Source organism: Pseudomonas brenneri (genome assembly GCF_007858285.1).
In the GTDB taxonomy this organism is placed as follows: domain Bacteria; phylum Pseudomonadota; class Gammaproteobacteria; order Pseudomonadales; family Pseudomonadaceae; genus Aquipseudomonas; species Aquipseudomonas brenneri.
Genome location: NZ_VFIL01000003.1, coordinates 1 through 18,424, shown reverse-complemented (window position 1 = coordinate 18,424; position 18,424 = coordinate 1). Strand labels below are relative to the sequence as shown.

Annotated in this window: 15 protein-coding genes and 1 pseudogene; 5 read left to right on the top strand and 11 right to left on the bottom strand. The window is 59.9% G+C overall.

Annotated elements, in window-relative coordinates; genetic code table 11:
• Positions 1–50 precede the first annotated feature (50 nt).
• From astD to acs, 11 genes are all read right to left on the bottom strand, one after another.
• A complete protein-coding gene (gene astD, locus FJD34_RS06685; RefSeq protein ID WP_162276357.1) occupies positions 51–1,520 on the bottom strand; it encodes a succinylglutamate-semialdehyde dehydrogenase in 1,470 nt (489 codons plus the stop codon).
• Entirely contained in the window at positions 1,517–2,542 is a 1,026-nt protein-coding gene (astA, locus tag FJD34_RS06680) for an arginine N-succinyltransferase (protein WP_032861579.1), read from the bottom strand. Before astA ends, astD begins: the two co-directional genes overlap by 4 nt.
• 52 nt (positions 2,543–2,594) lie before the next feature.
• Positions 2,595–3,614, bottom strand: coding sequence for an arginine/ornithine succinyltransferase subunit alpha (gene aruF, locus FJD34_RS06675; protein ID WP_032861580.1), 1,020 nt, complete (start codon positions 3,612–3,614; stop codon positions 2,595–2,597).
• Positions 3,615–3,774: 160 nt separating this feature from the next.
• Complete coding sequence (locus FJD34_RS06670; RefSeq protein WP_032861581.1) at positions 3,775–4,995, bottom strand: aspartate aminotransferase family protein; 1,221 nt, start codon at positions 4,993–4,995, stop codon at positions 3,775–3,777.
• Between the two features lie 233 nt (positions 4,996–5,228).
• Positions 5,229–6,209 carry a transcriptional regulator ArgR gene (gene argR / locus FJD34_RS06665; RefSeq protein WP_032861583.1) on the bottom strand — a complete coding sequence of 327 codons (981 nt, stop codon included), beginning with the start codon at positions 6,207–6,209 and terminating at the stop codon, positions 5,229–5,231.
• Between the two features lie 218 nt (positions 6,210–6,427).
• Positions 6,428–7,192, bottom strand: a complete 765-nt coding sequence (locus FJD34_RS06655) for an ABC transporter ATP-binding protein (protein WP_029294441.1) — start codon at positions 7,190–7,192, stop codon at positions 6,428–6,430.
• Positions 7,193–7,219: 27 nt separating this feature from the next.
• Positions 7,220–8,332, bottom strand: coding sequence for a succinylglutamate desuccinylase/aspartoacylase family protein (locus FJD34_RS06650; RefSeq protein ID WP_090291772.1), 1,113 nt, complete (start codon positions 8,330–8,332; stop codon positions 7,220–7,222).
• A gap of 1 nt (position 8,333) precedes the next feature.
• Positions 8,334–9,032, bottom strand: coding sequence for an ABC transporter permease (locus tag FJD34_RS06645; RefSeq protein WP_032861585.1), 699 nt, complete (start codon positions 9,030–9,032; stop codon positions 8,334–8,336).
• Entirely contained in the window at positions 9,029–9,718 is a 690-nt protein-coding gene (locus FJD34_RS06640; RefSeq protein ID WP_029294434.1) for an ABC transporter permease, read from the bottom strand. Before FJD34_RS06640 ends, FJD34_RS06645 begins: the two co-directional genes overlap by 4 nt.
• Before the next feature lie 91 nt (positions 9,719–9,809).
• Entirely contained in the window at positions 9,810–10,595 is a 786-nt protein-coding gene (locus tag FJD34_RS06635; protein ID WP_090291774.1) for an ABC transporter substrate-binding protein, read from the bottom strand.
• 626 nt (positions 10,596–11,221) lie between these two features.
• Positions 11,222–13,177, bottom strand: a complete 1,956-nt coding sequence (gene acs / locus FJD34_RS06630; RefSeq protein ID WP_029294430.1) for an acetate--CoA ligase — start codon at positions 13,175–13,177, stop codon at positions 11,222–11,224.
• Positions 13,178–13,571: 394 nt separating this feature from the next.
• Here acs and FJD34_RS06625 point away from each other — a divergent pair, with 394 nt between their 5' ends.
• The 5 genes and pseudogenes from FJD34_RS06625 to FJD34_RS06605 form a co-directional block, all read left to right on the top strand.
• Positions 13,572–13,841 carry a DUF2790 domain-containing protein gene (locus FJD34_RS06625; protein ID WP_032861587.1) on the top strand — a complete coding sequence of 90 codons (270 nt, stop codon included), beginning with the start codon at positions 13,572–13,574 and terminating at the stop codon, positions 13,839–13,841.
• 148 nt (positions 13,842–13,989) lie between these two features.
• A complete protein-coding gene (locus FJD34_RS06620; RefSeq protein ID WP_032861588.1) occupies positions 13,990–14,850 on the top strand; it encodes a helix-turn-helix domain-containing protein in 861 nt (286 codons plus the stop codon).
• Between the two features lie 139 nt (positions 14,851–14,989).
• Complete coding sequence (locus FJD34_RS06615) at positions 14,990–16,255, top strand: DUF1479 domain-containing protein (protein WP_090291776.1); 1,266 nt, start codon at positions 14,990–14,992, stop codon at positions 16,253–16,255.
• Between the two features lie 39 nt (positions 16,256–16,294).
• Complete coding sequence (locus tag FJD34_RS06610) at positions 16,295–17,578, top strand: ABC transporter substrate-binding protein (RefSeq protein ID WP_032861590.1); 1,284 nt, start codon at positions 16,295–16,297, stop codon at positions 17,576–17,578.
• A 479-nt stretch (positions 17,579–18,057) separates the two neighbouring features.
• Positions 18,058–18,424: pseudogene (locus FJD34_RS06605) on the top strand (ribonucleotide-diphosphate reductase subunit beta); the annotation flags it as partial.

Sequence of the window (18,424 nt, the reverse complement as noted above, 5' to 3'; positions counted from 1 at the left end):
AATCTATCAACTGACAGACCGCATTCGCGAGCAAGCCCGCTCCCACATTTTTAGATCAGCGTAATGCCAGGGGTGAGGGTTGCTGGCAGCACCAAACTCGGGGTCTCCAACGACGCCACCGGGTACGCGCAGTAATCCGCCGCGTAATAAGCACTGGCGCGATGATTGCCCGACGCCCCGACCCCACCAAATGGCGCAGTGCTCGCCGCGCCGGTCAGTTGTTTGTTCCAGTTGACGATACCGGCACGGCTTTGCAGCCAGAACTGCTGGTAGCGCGCCTCGGAGTCCGACAACAGACCCGCGGCCAGACCGTATTGGGTGTTGTTGGCCTCGGCAATCGCCGCTTCAAAACCGGCGTAGCGAACCACTTGCAGCAACGGGCCGAACAACTCTTCGTCTTCGCGTTCGGTCACAGCTGTCACGTCGATAATGCCCGGCGTCAACAACGCCGCCTGCGCCTGGGGCTGGGTCATTTCCAGCAGCGCCACAGCACCGTTGGCCAGCATCAGTTCCTGGGCATCCATCAAGGCCTTGGCCGCAGCCAGGGAGATCACCGAGCCCATGAACGGCGGCGGCTGCTGGTCGAATGCACCCACTGCAATCGTCGCGCTGACAGCAACCAGGCGCGCCAGCAGGGCATCACCCCAGGCACCTTCCGGCACCAACAGGCGCCGGGCACAGGTGCAGCGCTGGCCGGCAGAGATGAACGCAGACTGAATGATGGTGTAGACCGCCGCGTCAACATCCGCCACTTCATCCACCACCAGCGGATTATTGCCGCCCATCTCCAGCGCCAGGATCTTGTCCGGACGCCCGGCGAATTGCTGGTGCAAGTGGTTGCCGGTGCGGCTGGAGCCAGTGAAGAACAGACCGTCGATGCCCGGGTTGGAAGCCAGGGCAATCCCGGTCTCCCGCGCGCCTTGCAGCAGGTTCAACACGCCCGCAGGCAGGCCGGCTTCGACCCAGCACTGCACCGTCAGCTCGGCCACTTTAGGGGTCAGCTCGCTCGGTTTGAACAACACGGTATTACCCGCCAGCAACGCCGGGACGATATGCCCGTTAGGCAAATGGCCAGGGAAGTTATAAGGGCCGAACACCGCGACCACGCCATGGGGCTTGTGGCGCAACACGGCGGTGGCGTCGCCCAACGGGCCGCTCTTCTCGCCGGTACGTTCACGGTAGCTCTGCACCGAGATCGCGATTTTATTGGCCATGCTGGTGACTTCGGTGGCCGATTCCCACAGCGGCTTGCCGGTTTCCTCGCCGATGCAACGGGCGATTTCTTCGGCGCGGCTTTTCAAGGTCGCGGCAAAGGTTTCCAGCACGCTGATGCGTTCGTCCAGCGAGCGCGTGGCCCAGGCCGGGAATGCCTGGCGGGCGGCCTGCACGGCGGACTCAACCTGCTCGACAGTGGCGCCATTGCCGGCCCAGATCACTTGCTGGGTCACAGGGTTCAGCGACTCAAAATGCTCCCCCTGACCCGCCAGCCAGTTCCCTGCGATATACAACGAATTCATTATTTCGACTCCCGGGCAGCAGACAACGGTACGGCACGCACTTGATCACCCGCCACCAGTTGCAGGCGCTTGGCGGTCAGCGGATCGACCACCAGGGTGCCGGCAGCCAGGCGCGCCGGTGCGGCGGTGATGCGGCACTCTTCACGTTTACGGTTATGCATCAGGAACGGCGTGGCGTCGTCCCCCGGCGTGCCGATGGCCAGCACCAGCGCCTGACTGTCACGCACCGCGCGGATCTTGCTGGTCTCACATTCCACCGCAGGGCCCGCGTCGAAGATATCGACGTAACCCTGGTAGCTGAAGCCTTCGCTCTTGAGCATGCTCAAGGCCGGCTCGGTGTCCGGGTGGACCTTGCCGATCACGTTGCGCGCGTCCTCGGACAAGAAGCAGGTGTACAGCGGGAACTTGGGCATCAGTTCGGCGATAAACGCCTTGTTGCCTACACCGGTGAGGTAGTCGGCCTGGCTGAACTCCATCTTGAAGAAGTGCCGGCCCAGGCTTTCCCAGAACGGCGAGCGCCCGGCATCGTTGGACACGCCGCGCATCTCGGCAATGATCTTACTGCCGAACAACTGCGGGAACTCGGCAATGAACAGCATCCGCGCCTTGGCCAACATGCGTCCGTTGAGGCCGTTGCGGTAGTCAGCATGCAGGAACAACGAGCACAGCTCGGAGTTGCCGGTCAGGTCGTTGGCCAGGAACAGCGTAGGGATCTCGCGATAGATGTTCAGCTCCTGGGAGGCGCTGACCGTCAAACCGACCCGGAAGTTGTACCACGGCTCACGCAGGCCGACGGCGCCGGCAATGGCGGAAATCCCCACCACGCGGCCTTCGTCGTTTTCCAGCACGAACAGGTAGTCGGCATCACCACGCCCGGCTTCGCCGCGAAAGGTCTTTTCAGCCCAGCCCACCCGGTGGGTCAGGCGCTCTTCGTTGGCCGGCAAAGTGGTGAGACCGGTGCCGGTGCTGCGCGCCAACTCAATCAGGGCCGGTAAATCGCTGCTGCGTACAGGACGAACGATCATGCTATCTCCTCAGACGGGCCGCTGGTTCCAGCCACCCGCGAAACTCTGCTTTTTAAACCGCTACCAGACGCACACTGGCGCCTTCGCCGACGCCCAGGGCTTCGGCTGCTTCCAGGTCCAGGGTCACTGGCTTGCCTGGCGCGTAGTCCAGTTCCAGCATTACCGCACGGTAATCCTGCAACTGCGCGTTGCTCACCAGGTACTGGCGGCCCACGCCCTTGACCATCTCGCCGATCTTCACCGGCACCACGCGGCTCTGGGCAATCGAGCGAATCCCCGAGACCCGTGCATGCAGCGTCGGGCCGCCATCGAAGATGTCGATGTAGTGGTCAGTCTCAAAGCCTTCGCGCATCAGGATGTCGAAGGTGATCTGCGCTCGCGGGTGTACCTGGCCCATGGCTTCCTGGGCTTCGTCCGGCAGCAGCGGCACGTAGATCGGGTAATGGGGCATCAGTTCGGCGAGGAAGGTCCGGCTCTTCAACCCGCACAGGCGCTCGGCGGCGGCGTAGTTGAGATCGAAGAAATTGCGGCCGATGGCGTCCCAGAACGGCGAATCGCCATTCTCGTCGCTATAGCCGACAATCTCGGTCACCACCGAGTCGGCAAAGCGCTCGGGGTGGCTGGCGACAAACAACAGGCGGCCACGGGAGTTGAGCTCGGACCAGGCCGACCCCACCAGCTCCGGCACCACATAGAAACTGGTCAGCAAGCTGTTGCCGGTCAGGTCATGGCACTGGGACAGGACGTGGATCTTGTTGTGGATCTTCAGTTCGCGGGACGCATGGACGAAGGTCTCGTTGCGAAAGCTGTAGAACGGCTCGGAATAACCCGCAGAGGCAACGATGGCCGAACAGCCCACCAGCTTGCCGGCAACCGTGTCTTCAAGGACAAAGAAATAGCTTTCTTCACCGTTGAAACTCACTTCGGCGGCGAAGGATGCTTCGCTTGCCGCAATCTTGTCGCTCAGGCGCTCGACATCATCCGGCAAGGAAGTGACACCAATCGGGCTGTCCGCAGCCAGACGCTGTACCTCGCCCAGATCAGCCATTTGCGCGGGGCGCATCACCAGCATGGTGTCACTCCTTAAAATCCATAATTAAAAACAGGGGGGCTCAAAACCTCTGTAGGAGCGAGCTTGCTCGCGAAGACCCCAAGAACACCGCGGGGCATCACGTGCCCCGCGTTATCGTTAACGATTTTCGCGAGCAAGCTCGCTCCTACAGAAGGGCAAATCAGGCTTGCGTGAGTGTTTTTACAGCACGTTCAAAACGATCCAGGCCTTCAGTGATATCCGCATCTTCCACCACCAGGCTCGGGGCAAAACGCACCACGTCCGGGCCGGCTTGCAGGATCATCAGGTTTTCACGCTCACAGGCGTTGAACACGTCCTTGGCCTTGCCTTTGAAGGCATCGCTCAATACGCAGCCAATCAACAGGCCCATGCCACGTACCTGGGTGAAGATGCCGTATTTCTCGCCAATCTGCTCCAGGCGCGCCTTGAACAGGTCGTGCTTGGCATTGACGCCGGCCAGCACCTCAGGGGTGTTGATCACGTCGATCACCGCTTCGCCCACGGCACACGCCAGCGGGTTACCGCCATAGGTGGTGCCGTGCGTACCGACCACCAGGTGCTTGGCCAGTGCCTCAGTGGTCAACATCGCCGCAATCGGGAAACCACCGCCCAGGCTCTTGGCGCTGGTGAGGATGTCCGGCACCACGCCGTAATGCTGATAAGCAAACAGGTTGCCAGTACGGCCCATGCCGGTCTGCACTTCGTCGAACACCAGCAACGCATTGTTGGCATCGCACAGATCGCGAGCACCTTGCAGGTACTCAAGCTCTGCCGGCAGTACGCCGCCCTCGCCCTGGATCGGTTCCAGCACCACGGCGCAGGTCTTGTCCGACACGGCGGCTTTCAGCGCAGCCAGGTCGTTGTAAGGAACGTGGGTAATGCCGGTGATTTTAGGACCGAAGCCATCGGAGTACTTGGACTGGCCACCCACGTTGACGGTGAACAGGGTACGGCCGTGGAAGCTGTTGAGCGCGGCGATGATCTCGTATTTCTCACTGCCGAAACGGTCGAACGCCACGCGACGGGCCAGCTTGAAGGCGGCCTCGTTGGCTTCGGCGCCGGAGTTGCAGAAGAACACACGCTCGGCAAAGGTGGCGTCGATCAGCTTATGGGCCAGGCGCAGGGCCGGCTCGTTGGTGAAGACGTTGGAGACGTGCCACAGTTTGTTGGCCTGTGCGGTCAGTGCACCCACCAGCGCCGGGTGGGCATGGCCCAGCACGTTAACTGCGATGCCGCCGGCAAAGTCGATCAGCTCGCGACCCGCCTGGTCCCACACGCGCGAACCTTCGCCACGCACAGGGATGAATGCGGCAGGTGCGTAGTTGGGCACCATGACTTGGTCGAAATCGGCACGTTGCACCGGGGCTTGCTCAACGGACATCGGAGTCTCCTGAAGAGGAACGCCTGCCTGGAACTGGCGGGCGATGCAGGGATTGTAAGGACAGTTTTCAGCGCGGCCTTGCCGCCAAGCGACAACTTCTTATAGCGCCAACCCGCGTTTTTCGCGGGTTTACGCCAATGCGACAAATAGCTTCGCAAAGGCGCAGTTTAAACAGATGACAGGGGTTTGCGGCAGTGCCGTGGGATTTTTCGCCCAATGGGCAAACCAAGGGCTTAGCCGCGCTCGGACGGCACCGACGACAATTCAAACGGGCTACTGCTGCGTCGCTGGTTGCGATCTTCCCGTGGCGTGGCGCCAAAGAAGTTGCGGTAGGCACTGGAGAAATGCGGCCCCGAGGAGAAGCCGCATGACAGACCAATCTGGATGATCGACTTGCTGGTTTGCATGAGCATCTGGCGGGCCTTGTTCAGGCGCAGTTCCAGGTAGTACTGGCTGGGAACGCGGTTGAGGTATTGCTTGAAGATTCGCTCCAGTTGGCGTCGCGACACGCACACATGCTGGGCAATTTCGTCGGTGGTCAGCGGCTCTTCGATATTGGCTTCCATCAGCAACACCGCCTGGGTCAGCTTCGGATGGCTGGAGCCCAGGCGGTTTTGCAGCGGAATACGCTGGCGCTCGCCGCCTTCTCGGATGCGCTCCACCACCAGCTCTTCGGAGACCGCGCCGGCCAGTTCGGCGCCGTGATCACGGGCCAGGACCGCCAGCAACAGGTCGAGTACCGACATGCCGCCGCAGGCGCTCAGGCGGTCACGGTCCCAATCAAACAGATGACTGGTGGCGATGACCTTGGGAAAGCGCTCGGCAAAGTCGTCCTGCCAGCGCCAGTGCACGGCGGCGCGATAACCATCGAGCAGACCCAGCTGCGCCAACGGGTAGACCCCGGCCGACAAACCACCAATGACACACCCGGCACGCACCAGTTGCTTGAGGGCGGAACCGAGTTGCGAGGCGATGACGGTAGGCGGCTCATCGGCCAGCAGGAACAGTTTCTGAAAACCTTCCAGCTTGCCGGCCCAGGGTTCGCCAGGCAATTTCCACTCACCCTCGACCGGTGGCTCGGCTTGCAGGAACGACACCTCGTAGACCACATCCGGATGCACCCGCTGGGCAACGCGCAAGGCCTCCTCAGCCAGCGCAAGCGTCAGGGCTTTAGTGCTGGGCCAAATCAGGAAACCGATGCGATGGGCTGTCATGGAAGGCTATCCGAAACGAAAAACGGCAATGAAGACAAGGGCCAATGCTAGCCCGTAAACAAACATAATCCACTGCAGGAGCGAGCTTGCTCGCGAAAAACCCAAGACCGCCACGGGGTATCAGGCGCCCCGCATTATCGTTAACGCTCTTCGCGAGCAAGCTCGCTCCTACAGGGGGGTGAAGCATGCACTATTTCAGTGCGCAAAAGCAGCGCTGGTTATTTCAAGCTACCGGACAGGAACTGCTGCAACCGCTCGGACTGCGGGTTGACCAGCACTTCGCGCGGGTTGCCTCGCTCTTCGACAATGCCTTTGTGCAGGAACACCAACTGGTTGGACACTTCACGGGCAAAGCCCATTTCGTGGGTAACTACCACCATGGTCCGACCTTCCAGGGCCAGGTCCTGCATGACTTTCAAGACTTCGCCGACCAGCTCCGGGTCAAGGGCCGAGGTTGGCTCGTCAAACAGCATCACCTCAGGCTCCATCGCCAACGCACGGGCAATCGCCACACGCTGCTGCTCGCCACCGGACATATGGCCGGGGAACGCATCCTTGCGATGGGCCACGCCAACTTTGGCCAGGTAGTGCTCGGCCTTCTCACGGGCGTCTTTTTTCGACATACCCAACACATGCACGGGTGCTTCCATGACGTTTTCCAGCGCAGTCATGTGCGACCACAGGTTGAAATGCTGGAACACCATCGACAGGCGCGAACGCATACGCTGCAGCTGTTTCGGATCGGCAGCCTTCATGGCACCGTCCTTGTTGGCCACCAGCTTCAGCTCTTCGTTATTGAGCAGGATCTTGCCGGCATGCGGCTGCTCCAGCAGGTTGATGCAGCGCAAAAAGGTACTTTTGCCCGAACCACTGGAGCCGATGATGCTGATCACATCACCGGCCGCGGCGGCCAGGGACACCCCTTTGAGCACTTCATGACTGCCATAGCGTTTATGCAGGTCTTGGACTTCAAGTTTGTACATGCGGTCGGTTCTCACAAAAACAGTTGGTCAGTCGTTGAGCAAGCGCCCGTGACGCAGCGCTTCGCGCCCCGCCACCTTGGCCAGCCAGAAACCCGCTTGGGCATAACGTAGCCGTTCAACGGCAAACAACACCCCCGACGTGCCGGCGCAGACGATGCTGACGCGGTCGGCCAGGGGATCAATCACTTCAAAAATCGGCTCGCCGGTTTCTACCCAGTCACCCGCTTTACGCAGGTAACTGATCACCCCGGCGTGGGGTGCAAACAGCAGCTCAGTGCCTTCGAAGGGCACGCCTTCGCAGGGCTCGTGTTGCGGTGCCGGCCACTCACCACGGATCAGGCCTTGCTCGGCAAGGAACGCAAGAATGCCTTCGGCGTGGAAGATCGCCTCATCGCGGCCCGTATCGGCCTGGCCACCCAGCTCCAGGGTCGTCGCCAGGCACGCCAGGGGAACCTGCGCCCCGGGGAACGCCCGAGACAGGCGCAGCCATGGCAGCGAGCAAGCCTCATCAAACGAGCTGCCGCCCGAGTCTTCCGCCAAGAGGCCGACTTTCACATGCAAATGCGCCGACAACGAACGCCAGTGCGGCCAGTGCTGGGGCAGCGCGTACATGTGCAGCGCGGCTTCGGCGTCGCAGTGCAAGTCGAGGACGATATCGGCAGTACAGGCATGGCCGAGCAATACCCGCTGCATGCCTTGCAGTTGGCTGCTCGGCTCGGGCAGTGCATTGAGCGTATCGGTCATTGCCTGGCGGATCATGCGCACATTGGCGTGAGGATCATCGCCCAGGCGGCCTTCGAGCAGTCGTGCAACCGGCTCGCTCAACTCAACGAAATCGCGGTTGAAGTTCTTGCCCGTGCCCACCTCGAAACGCCCCTGGTGCGCGCCTTGCAGCAACTGGCCCAGGCCCATCGGGTTGGCCACCGGCACCAGCTCGATCACCCCGTTGAGGGCACCCTGCTGCTCCAGTTCGGCCAGGCGTTTTTTCAGCTCCCAGGCCGCGCGCATCCCCGGCAACTCATCGGCATGCAGGCTGGCCTGGATATACGCCTTGCGCTCGCCGTGACCGAAACGGAATACCGTCAGCTGGCGCTCGCAACCCAGGTGCCCCCAGGGCAGTACGTGATCGATGCGTTCCATATCAATGCTTCCGTGGCGCCAGGTAGCTCAACCAGCGACGCTCGGCCAGCTTGAACAGGCGCACCAGGATGAACGTCAGGCACAGGTAGAACACGCCGGCGGTGATATAGGCTTCGAACGGCAAGTAGTACTGCGCGTTCACTGTACGCGCGGCGCCGGTGATGTCGATCAGGGTGACGATGGAGGCCAGGCTGGTGGTCTGCAACATCATGATCACTTCGTTGCTGTACTGCGGCAGCGCCCGGCGCAGGGCCGATGGCAGCAGGATCCGGCGATACAGCTTGTAGCGCGACATGCCCATGGCCTTGGCTGCTTCAATCTCGCCATGGGGCGTGGCCTTGAGGCTGCCGGCGATGATTTCGGCGGTGTAGGCGCTGGTGTTGATGGCAAAGGCCAGGCACGCACAGAAGGTCGCGCTGGACAGCCATGGCCAGAGGAAACTCTCGCGCACCGCTTCGAACTGGGCCAGGCCGTAGTAGATCAAGAACAACTGCACCAGCATCGGCGTGCCGCGGATCACGTAGGTATAGAGCCAGGCCGCGCCATTGATCAAAGGCTGCTTGGAAACCCGCATCAGCCCCAGGGGCACGGCGGCGAGCAAGCCGAAGAACAGCGAGATCAACAGCAATTTGAGGGTGGTCAGCAGGCCGCCAAGGTACAGCGGCATGGCCTCCCAGATGACGTTGTAGTCGAAGATCATAGATCAGCCGCCTTTACGCCTACCGAGTAGCGCTTCTCAAGATAACGCAGGGCCAGCAACGAGACGCTGGTGATCACCAGGTACATCGCCGCCACCGCGAGGAAGAAGGTAAAAGGTTCGCGGGTGGCATCTGCCGCCTGCTTGGCCTTGAACATCATGTCTTGCAGGCCCACCACCGAAATCAGCGCAGTGGCCTTGGTCAATACCAGCCAGTTGTTGGTAAAACCGGGGATTGCCAGCCGAATCATCTGCGGCACCATCACCCGGAAAAACACCTGGAACGGGCTCATGCCATAGGCCATGCCCGCTTCGGCCTGGCCCTTGGGGATGGCCATGAACGCACCACGGAAGGTTTCCGACAGGTACGCGCCAAAGATGAAACCCAGGGTGCCGATACCGGCGGCCAAGGGGTTCAAGTCAATATAGTCGTCGTAGCCCAGTAGCGGCGCGACGCGGTTGAGCAGGTCCTGGCCGCCGTAGAAAATCAGCAGGATCAGCACCAGGTCGGGGATCCCGCGGATCACCGTGGAGTACAGGTCACCCAGCCAAGCCAGCCAGCGTACCGGCGACAGGCGCAATGCGACCCCGATCAGACCCAGAACAATGGCCAAGGCCATGGACGACAAGGCGAGCTGAAGCGTCAACCATGCGCCATCGAGGATAACGGCCCCGTAGCCTTTCAACATGATTCAGGTCCTCGAAAAGGCGGATGAAAAAATGGCGCAAACTTCAGAGACCCTGGTGCTTGCGCCATTCTGGACAGACAACTGCGAAGGTTTACTTGGCGTCAGCGCCGTAAATATCGAAGTTGAAATACTTTTTCTCGATTTCTTTGTACTTGCCATTGGCGCGGATCGCGGCGATGGCCGCGTTGATGCGGTCCAGGTTGGCCTTGTCGCCTTTACGTACCGCAATACCGATGCCGTCGCCGAAGTATTTGGCGTCGGTGAACGCAGGACCTACGAACGCGTAGCCCTTGCCTGAGTCGGTCTTCAGGAAACCGTCTTCGAGCAGGGTCGCATCAGCCACGGTGCCATCAAGGCGACCGGCAGCCACGTCCAGGTAGATTTCGTTCTGCGTGCTGTAAGGAACGATGGTCGCACCTTTAGGCGCCAGGACTTCCTTGGCGAAACGATCGTGGATCGAACCGCGCTGTACGCCGATCTTCTTGTCCTTGAGCTCAACCAGGCTGTCGCTGACGGTCACGCTGTCCTTCATCACCAGGCGTGCCGGGGTCAGGTAGTAGCGGTTGGTGAAGTCCACGGACTTCTTGCGGTCATCAGTGATGGACATGGACGACAGGATCGCGTCGATCTTGCGCACCTTGAGGGCCGGGATCAGGCCGTCGAATTCTTGCTCGACCCAGGTGCACTTGACCTTCATCTCTTCGCACAGGGCGTTGCCGATGTCGTAGTCAAAACCGACGATGTTGCCGTCCGGCGCCTTCGAGGCAAACGGAGGGTAGGCTGCTTCGATACCAATTTTCAGCGGCTTCTCTTCAGCGAAGGCCTGCATGGACAGCACGGACAGCGCCAGGGCGCCCAACAGCACGAGTTTCTTCATCTTGGGACTCCATCGGTATAGGACAAAAACAGCAGTATGAGCCATGGCCCACGATGCGACTGAGTGAAACCGAATAGCGGTGCTGCGTCCTACACCAGTTCAACACGGCGACGACGAGCGAGTGATCGGCATTCTAACGACAGGCCGGAAGCCGATATTTCCTCAATGCGACAACAATTTACAGAAGCACCGAGAAAGCGACTCCAACACATTGACAGCCTCTGCTTTTTATGCAGAGACAAAAGATATTAAACCTATTAACGCTGCAAATTGCGGGCCTATTATTCGCAAACCCTTCTATTCCGGCAAGTGTAGCGTTTGATCTTATTTTGCCGGGTGTCTAAAACGGGTGTTTTCAGGGCGCTGATGTAGCACTTTGCCTCATGTTTGGGCGCAAGGTTACACATTTGCACCGCTGGGTAACATTCAGAAATGCCCTACGAGATAAACCGATATTTATTGGCTTGGCGCTGAGAGCGGTCTGTCAGCTACCCCACCCCATTTGAAACTGACCCACCGCTATCGCAGGTAAGCCAGCTCCCACATCGATCCTATTTCATATTCAAATTCCCACAAAAAAGCCCCACCCGGCCTACACCGAATGGGGCTTGGTCCCACAAACCCGCTTACGCGACGTTCATGGTCTTGTGGGTATCAATCAAATGCTGCACCACGCTTGGATCGGCCAAGGTGGAGATATCACCCAACCCGTCATACTCGGCGGTGGCAATCTTGCGCAGTATGCGGCGCATGATTTTCCCCGAACGGGTCTTCGGCAAACCGGGCGCCCACTGGATCACATCCGGCGAAGCAATCGGGCCGATCTCCTTGCGCACCCAGTTCTTCAGTTCCAGGCGCAGCGCTTCGGTCGGCTCCTCACCGTTTTTCAGGGTGACATACACATAGATGCCCTGGCCCTTGATGTCGTGCGGCACACCGACCACGGCCGCTTCGGTGACTTTCGGGTGGGCAACCATGGCGCTTTCGATCTCGGCGGTGCCCATGCGGTGCCCGGAAACGTTGAGCACGTCATCCACGCGGCCGGTGATCCACCAGTAGCCATCTTCGTCGCGACGCGCACCGTCGCCAGTGAAATACATACCGCGGAAGGTCTTGAAGTAGGTGTCGACGAACCGGTCATGGTCTCCATACAACGTACGCGCCTGGCCCGGCCACGAATCGAGGATCACCAGGTTGCCTTCGGCGGCGCCCTCGATGATGTTGCCCAGGTTATCCACCAACGCCGGTACCACGCCGAAGAACGGACGTGCCGCCGAACCCGGCTTGAGGGCGTGGGCCCCCGGCAATGGGCTCATCAGGGTTGCGCCGGTTTCGGTCTGCCACCAGGTATCGACAATCGGGCAACGGGATTGGCCGACGTTCTTGTAGTACCAGTCCCACGCTTCCGGGTTAATCGGCTCACCCACCGAACCCAACAGGCGCAAGCTGCTGCCATCGGTGCCTTCGCAGGCGGCGGTGCCGGAAGCCATCATCGCGCGGATCGCGGTCGGTGCGGTGTAGAGGATGTTGACCTTGTGCTTATCGACGATTTTCCCCACCCGCGTGATATCCGGGTAGTTCGGCACACCTTCGAACAGCAGCGTGGTCGCGCCATTGGCCAGCGGGCCGTAGACGATATAGGTGTGGCCAGTGACCCAGCCGACGTCGGCGGTGCACCAGTAGACTTCGCCCGGGCGGTAGTCGAACACGCGCTCGTGGGTCAGGGCCGCGTACAACAGGTAGCCGCCGGTGGTGTGCTGCACACCCTTGGGCTTGCCGGTGGAACCGGAGGTATAAAGGATGAACAACGCTTCTTCGGCGCCCATCTCTTTTGGCGCGCAGACGGTGCCCGCCACTTTCATCAGGTCTTCGTACCAGATGTCGCGATGCTGGTTCCACTTGATCTGGCCATTGGTGCGCTTGCACACGATGACTTTCTGAATGCTGCTGGTTTCCGGGTTGGTCAGCGCGTCGTCGACGTTGGCCTTGAGCGGCACCTTCTTGCCAGCACGAATACCTTCGTCGGCGGTGATCACCACTTTGGATTTGCAGTCGATGATGCGACCGGCCAGGGCCTCTGGCGAGAAACCGCCAAACACCACCGAGTGAATCGCACCGATGCGGGTGCAGGCCAGCATGGCGACCACGGCTTCGGGAATCATCGGCATATAGATGGTCACCACGTCGCCGCGATGCACATCCTGGCCACGCAGGGCGTTGGCGAACTTGCAGACTTGTTCATGCAGCTCGCGGTAGGTGATGGTGCGGCTCTCGGAAGGGTCGTCGCCCTCCCAGATGATCGCTGCCTGGTCGCCGCGCTCGGCGAGGTGACGGTCCAGACAGTTGTAGGAAACGTTGAGGGTACCGTCAGCAAACCACTTGATATCGACATGGTGGTCGTCGAACGAGGTCTGCTTGACCGTGGTGAAAGGCTTGATCCAGTCAAGACGCTTGGCTTGTTCGCGCCAGAAGCCGTCGGGGTTGACCACCGACTGCTGGTACATGGCCTTGTAGGTCGCCTCGTCAGTCAGCGTGTTGGCTGCTACTTCGGGGCGAACGGGGTACAGGGAAGCCGCACTCATCTTTCTTACCTCGGTGACTATAGTTGTTGTTGTATGGCCCTGTTGTAGCCGGGGCAGGCCTATAGAACCATTCGACGATGGTAGTAACAAGCCCCTACAAATTGCCCTGATATGCCCTTTAAACGCTCTGGCCCGTGGCCTGTAGCGCGTTTTGCTGTGCAGGAAAAAACCTCTGTCGTGGATTGTTACGAAAACCACCAAAAGTGTTTATCAAAAGTACGGGTATATGAATATAACCCAGGCGCCTAAAATCAACCTCGCCAACCAGGCACCGCGATTAACCAAGTTACAGCCCCCACGAAGGCACGTTAATCCGAACTCTCTACTCAAGTTACACACGTGGCCTCACAAGGGCCCCGTGCCCCCCCTTCGACTGTAAAAAGGTAAATTGGAAATGAAAGCTTTATTAGTTATGGCCCTTGCCAGCCTGTGCGCTACCGCAGCCCTGGCCGACGAGATCCCGACTGACGTAGCCAGCCAGAGCACCGCTATTGTTGAGGAATACACCTACACCACTGACCTGGATATTGCCAAGGTCGTGTCCATGAGTTCCATCCCGAATGTTTGCGAAGTTGTTCCAGCTCGCATGGAATATGAAGACCACCAAGGCCAGCGGCATATTCTTAATTACAAAGTCATGGGCAATGGTTGCTCTAACGGTTAATGACTTAGTTAGTTAAAAACTATCCAGGCACTGTTCGCCGCAAGGAATCGTTCTTGCGGCAAAGTCAGGTATTCGCTCCTCCCCTCTCGCTTGAACCGAATGCTACGATTGTGGCGTCGCCACCTCCGCCGCAAGGCAGGATAGGTTCATGAGAGCCAGTTTCGAGAAAATCCCCACCGAGGCCAATACCTCCTGGACCCTGTTGAACAGGCGCCTGGCGCAGGCGATCCCGTTTGAATGGCATCACCACCCCGAGTACGAACTGACCCTCACCCTCAACAGCCGTGGGCACCGCTATATCAGCAATGACGTGGCGCTGTACGATGATGGCGACCTGGTACTGGTGGGTCCGAACGTTCCCCATAGCTGGTCTTCGGCCGAGACGATCGACCCGGCCAAACCGCACATCGCCCTGGTCATCTGGTTTTCCGAAGCCTGGGCCGATTCATTGGTGAAACTATTCCCGGAAATGGCCGCGACCCGTGCCTTGCTCACGGCCGCGCAGCATGCACTGAGTTTCAGTGACGCTACCTCGCGCGCACTGCGCCCGGTGATCGAGGCCATGGTGGAGCAAGACGCTTCCCAGCGCCTGATCTCGCTGTTGACCGTGCTCAACACCCTGTCGCGGGATGTCGCAGCGCAGCGTATCGCCGTGCAAAACACGCCTCATATTATTGAAGATGCGCGCATCCGCCGGGTCCTGGACTACCTGCACGGCCACTATGCCCAGCCCCTGAGCATTCCTGAGCTGGCACAAATGGCCTGCGTCAGCGTTTCGGCCTTCCATCGCATGTTCCGTCGACACACACGATGCACAGCTTTGGACTACATCGTCCGGCTACGCATCGGACACGCCTGTGCCCTGCTGATGCAAGGCAACCTGGCCGTCAGCACCATCGCCGAACAGGTGGGTTACGCGTCCCAGGCCCTGTTCAACCGGCAGTTCAAGGCCCACAAAGGCATGACACCTTCAGACTTCCGTGGCCGGCACGGGCATCACTTCCAGTAACAGCGGACCAGCCTGATTCTTCTGCCTCACCTTAAATAAACGCCACAATCGTATTACTCAACGCTGCAAATGAGGCTGCCGCTCAGGCAGGCCAAAGTGATTCCATACCTGCATGAATAATAAAAATGCAGGCCAGCCCATGAGCAACTACCAGACCTTCGCAAGCGCCGAACTGCCAGCCGACCACAAGCGCAACATCGTCGCCATGAAAAAGGCGCTGCGCGCGCAGATCGGCGACGTGCCGGCGCTATTTGCCGAAGTCAGCACCTTTATCGCCACGGAAATTGCTTCGATCAAGGCCCAGCAAGCCCTGACCGGCTCCGCCTGGCCCGAACTCGACTTCGCCACCATCGCCAACGGCCAGGTCAGCGAAGCACAACGCGCGCTGATCAAGCGCCGAGGCTGCCTGGTTATCCGCAATCATTTCCCCAGGCAGCAAGTGCTGGGGTGGGACAAAAGCCTGCTGGATTACCTGGATAACAACCTGTTCGACGCGGTTTACCGCGGGCCTGGCGACAACTTTTTCGGCAACCTTGAGGCCTCGCGCCCGGAAATTTTCCCGATCTACTGGTCCGACGCCCAGATGCAACTGCGCCAGCACGAACGCATGGGCAGCGCCCAGTCATTCCTGAACCGCCTGTGGACGGTCGACTCCCATGGCCAGCAGTGGTTCGACCCAGATACCAACGCCCTGTATCCGGATCGCGTACGACGTCGCCCGCCCGGCACCACGTCCAAGGGCCTGGGCCCGCACACCGATTCCGGAGCGCTGGAACGCTGGCTGCACCCGGCCTACCTGAAAGTGTTCGAAAAGATTTACCACAACGACTTCAAGTCCTACGACCCGTGGGACGCCGCTTATCGCACCGAAGTCGATGAATATGCCTACCCGGGCACCAAATGTTCGGCCTTCCGTACCTTCCAGGGCTGGACCGCGTTGTGTGACATGAGCGCCGATCAAGGCGTGCTGCATACCCTGCCGATCCCCAAGGCCATGGCCTACTTGCTGCTGCGCCCACTATTGGAAGACGTCCCCGAAGATGAACTGTGCGGCGTTGCGCCGGGCAAGGTGCTGCCCATCCTGGAGCAATGGCACCCGCTGCTGGTCCAGGGCATGACGCCAATCCCGGACGTGCAGGCCGGCGATTCGGTGTGGTGGCACTGCGATGTAGTCCACAGCGTCGCCCCCGTTGAAAACCAACAGGGCTGGGGCAACGTGATGTACGTACCTGCCGCGCCCATGTGTCCGAAAAACCTGCGTTATGCCAAGGATGTACTGCGGGCATTCGAACAAGGCATCTCGCCAGATGACTTCCCCCGTGAGGACTACGAAAAACACTGGAACGATCGCTTCATGAAATCGCAACTGAACGCCTTTGGCCGCAAAGGACTGGGGCTGGAATAACCTCCTCCTTCTCACCACAAAAACAAAAAGGGTCACCCCATGAAAACCCTCAATCACCTTGCCGTTGCCATCTCCCTCGCCAGCCTCTGCACATTCGCCGCCCATGGCGCCGAGAGCAAAGGCAGCGTTGAAGTCGTGCATTACTGGACCTCGGGCGGGGAAGCCAAATCGGCGGACGTGCTCAAGCAACTGATCGAAAAAGATGGTTTCACCTGGCAAAACAGTGCCGTGGCCGGTGGCGGTGGTGCAGCCGCCATGACCGTACTCAAGACCCGCGCCGTGTCCGGCAACCCGCCCTCTGCCGCGCAGATCAAGGGCCCGGATATCCAGGAATGGGGCAACTTGGGCTTGCTGACCAGCATCGACGAGGTGGCCAAGGCGAACAACTGGAATAGCCTGCTGCCCGAAAGCATCGCCAGTCTCATGAAATATGACGGGCACTATGTTGCCGTGCCGCTGAATATCCACCGCATCAATTGGCTATGGACCAACCCCGAGGTACTCAGAAAAGCCGGGGTCGCCAAAGCCCCCACCACCCTGGAAGAACTGTATGCCGCAGGCGACAAACTCAAGGCGGCGGGTTTTATCGCGATTGCCCATGGTGGCCAACCCTGGCAGGACACCACGGTATTTGAAGGGTTGGTGCTGAGTATCCTCGGCGCAGACGGCTTCAAGAAAGCCTTCATTGACCATGACGAAGCCACATTGACCGGCGCAAAAATGACAGACGTGTTTAGCGCCCTGCGCAGATTGAAGTCCTATATGGACCCCGACGGCGCCGGGCAGGACTGGAATCTCGAAACGGCCAAAGTCATCAACGGTCGGGCCGGCATGCAGATCATGGGCGACTGGGCCAAGAGTGAATGGACGGCGGCCGGCAAAAAGGCTGGCATCGACTACGAATGCGTGCCCTTCCCCGGTTCACAAGGGGTCTACAGCTACACCATCGACTCGCTGGCCATGTTCAAGCTGTCGAGCAAAAATGACACGCCCGGCAATAATGCTGCGCGCGATGACTTGGCCAAGATCGCGCTGGAGCCGCAATTCCAGTACATCTTCAATCAGAACAAAGGCTCTATCCCAGTGGTCAAGGGCCTGGACATGAGCCAGTTCGATAGCTGCGCCCAGGCTTCGGCCAAGGATTTTGCCGACGCTGAAAAAGCCGGCACCCTGGCGCCCAGCATGGCATTCAATATGTCCACCTCGCAGGCTGTGCAAGGCGCGGTCTTCGATGTGATCAGCCATTTTATGAGCGACAAAAACGCCGATCCGGCCAAAGCGGGCAGCCAGCTGTTTGCCAGTATCAAAGCGGCTGCCCAGTAGCGTTGGCCGCCCGCTCCTTGCGCCGTTTGGCGCAAGGGCTTTGTGTCCAATCCACACTCCGATTGTTTAAGGCCGGGCCTTCAGAAACGCCGGCTATCGCCTGTCAAAAAAATCCTAGCCTGATAAACCCCCGTAAACTCGCGCTCTGGCCTCAAATGCCGTCATTTTGACCTTCGACTGAGGCCATCCGCCGCAACACAAAGCCAAATTTTTCCCTATAATGCGCGGGTAAATCGGGCCTGCAATATCCCTTTACATGGGATCACGAGCCAGACCTGAGGCCCCGCAGGAGTACGACACCGTCGCTCCGCCCCTCAGGCCTCAAGCAGAACACCCGTAGCCCATTGCGTTTAATGCCTGCGCGAGCTGTTGCAACAAACGATTCCTTAAAGATCCACCGCGGCCCCTGGGCCGTGTGAACACCCAACCATCCGGTTTCACACGGGCACCATTGGCCCTCACGCAGGAGACGACACGTCATGCTGAGCTGGGACGAATTCGACAAAGAAGAAGAAGGCGAAGTAGCCGCTAAAGGCGCCAACGCCGGCCACGCCACCGAAGCCAACATGGACCGCCTCGACGGTGCCGGCGCTGCCGCCGCCATCGAAGCCCGCGCCGTGACCGCCAATGACTCCGCCGCCATCGTGCGGGCCAAGGCTGCCCTGGACAAACTCGACGTCGCCGAAGGCCTCGCCGAGCTCGAAGGCGCTTCCGCCCGGGTCGCCGTTGACGAAAAACGCATGATCAACTGCCGCGCCGACCTCAACCAACTCGTGCCGTTCAAGTACGACTGGGCCTGGCAGAAATACCTCGACGGCTGCGCCAACCACTGGATGCCGCAAGAGG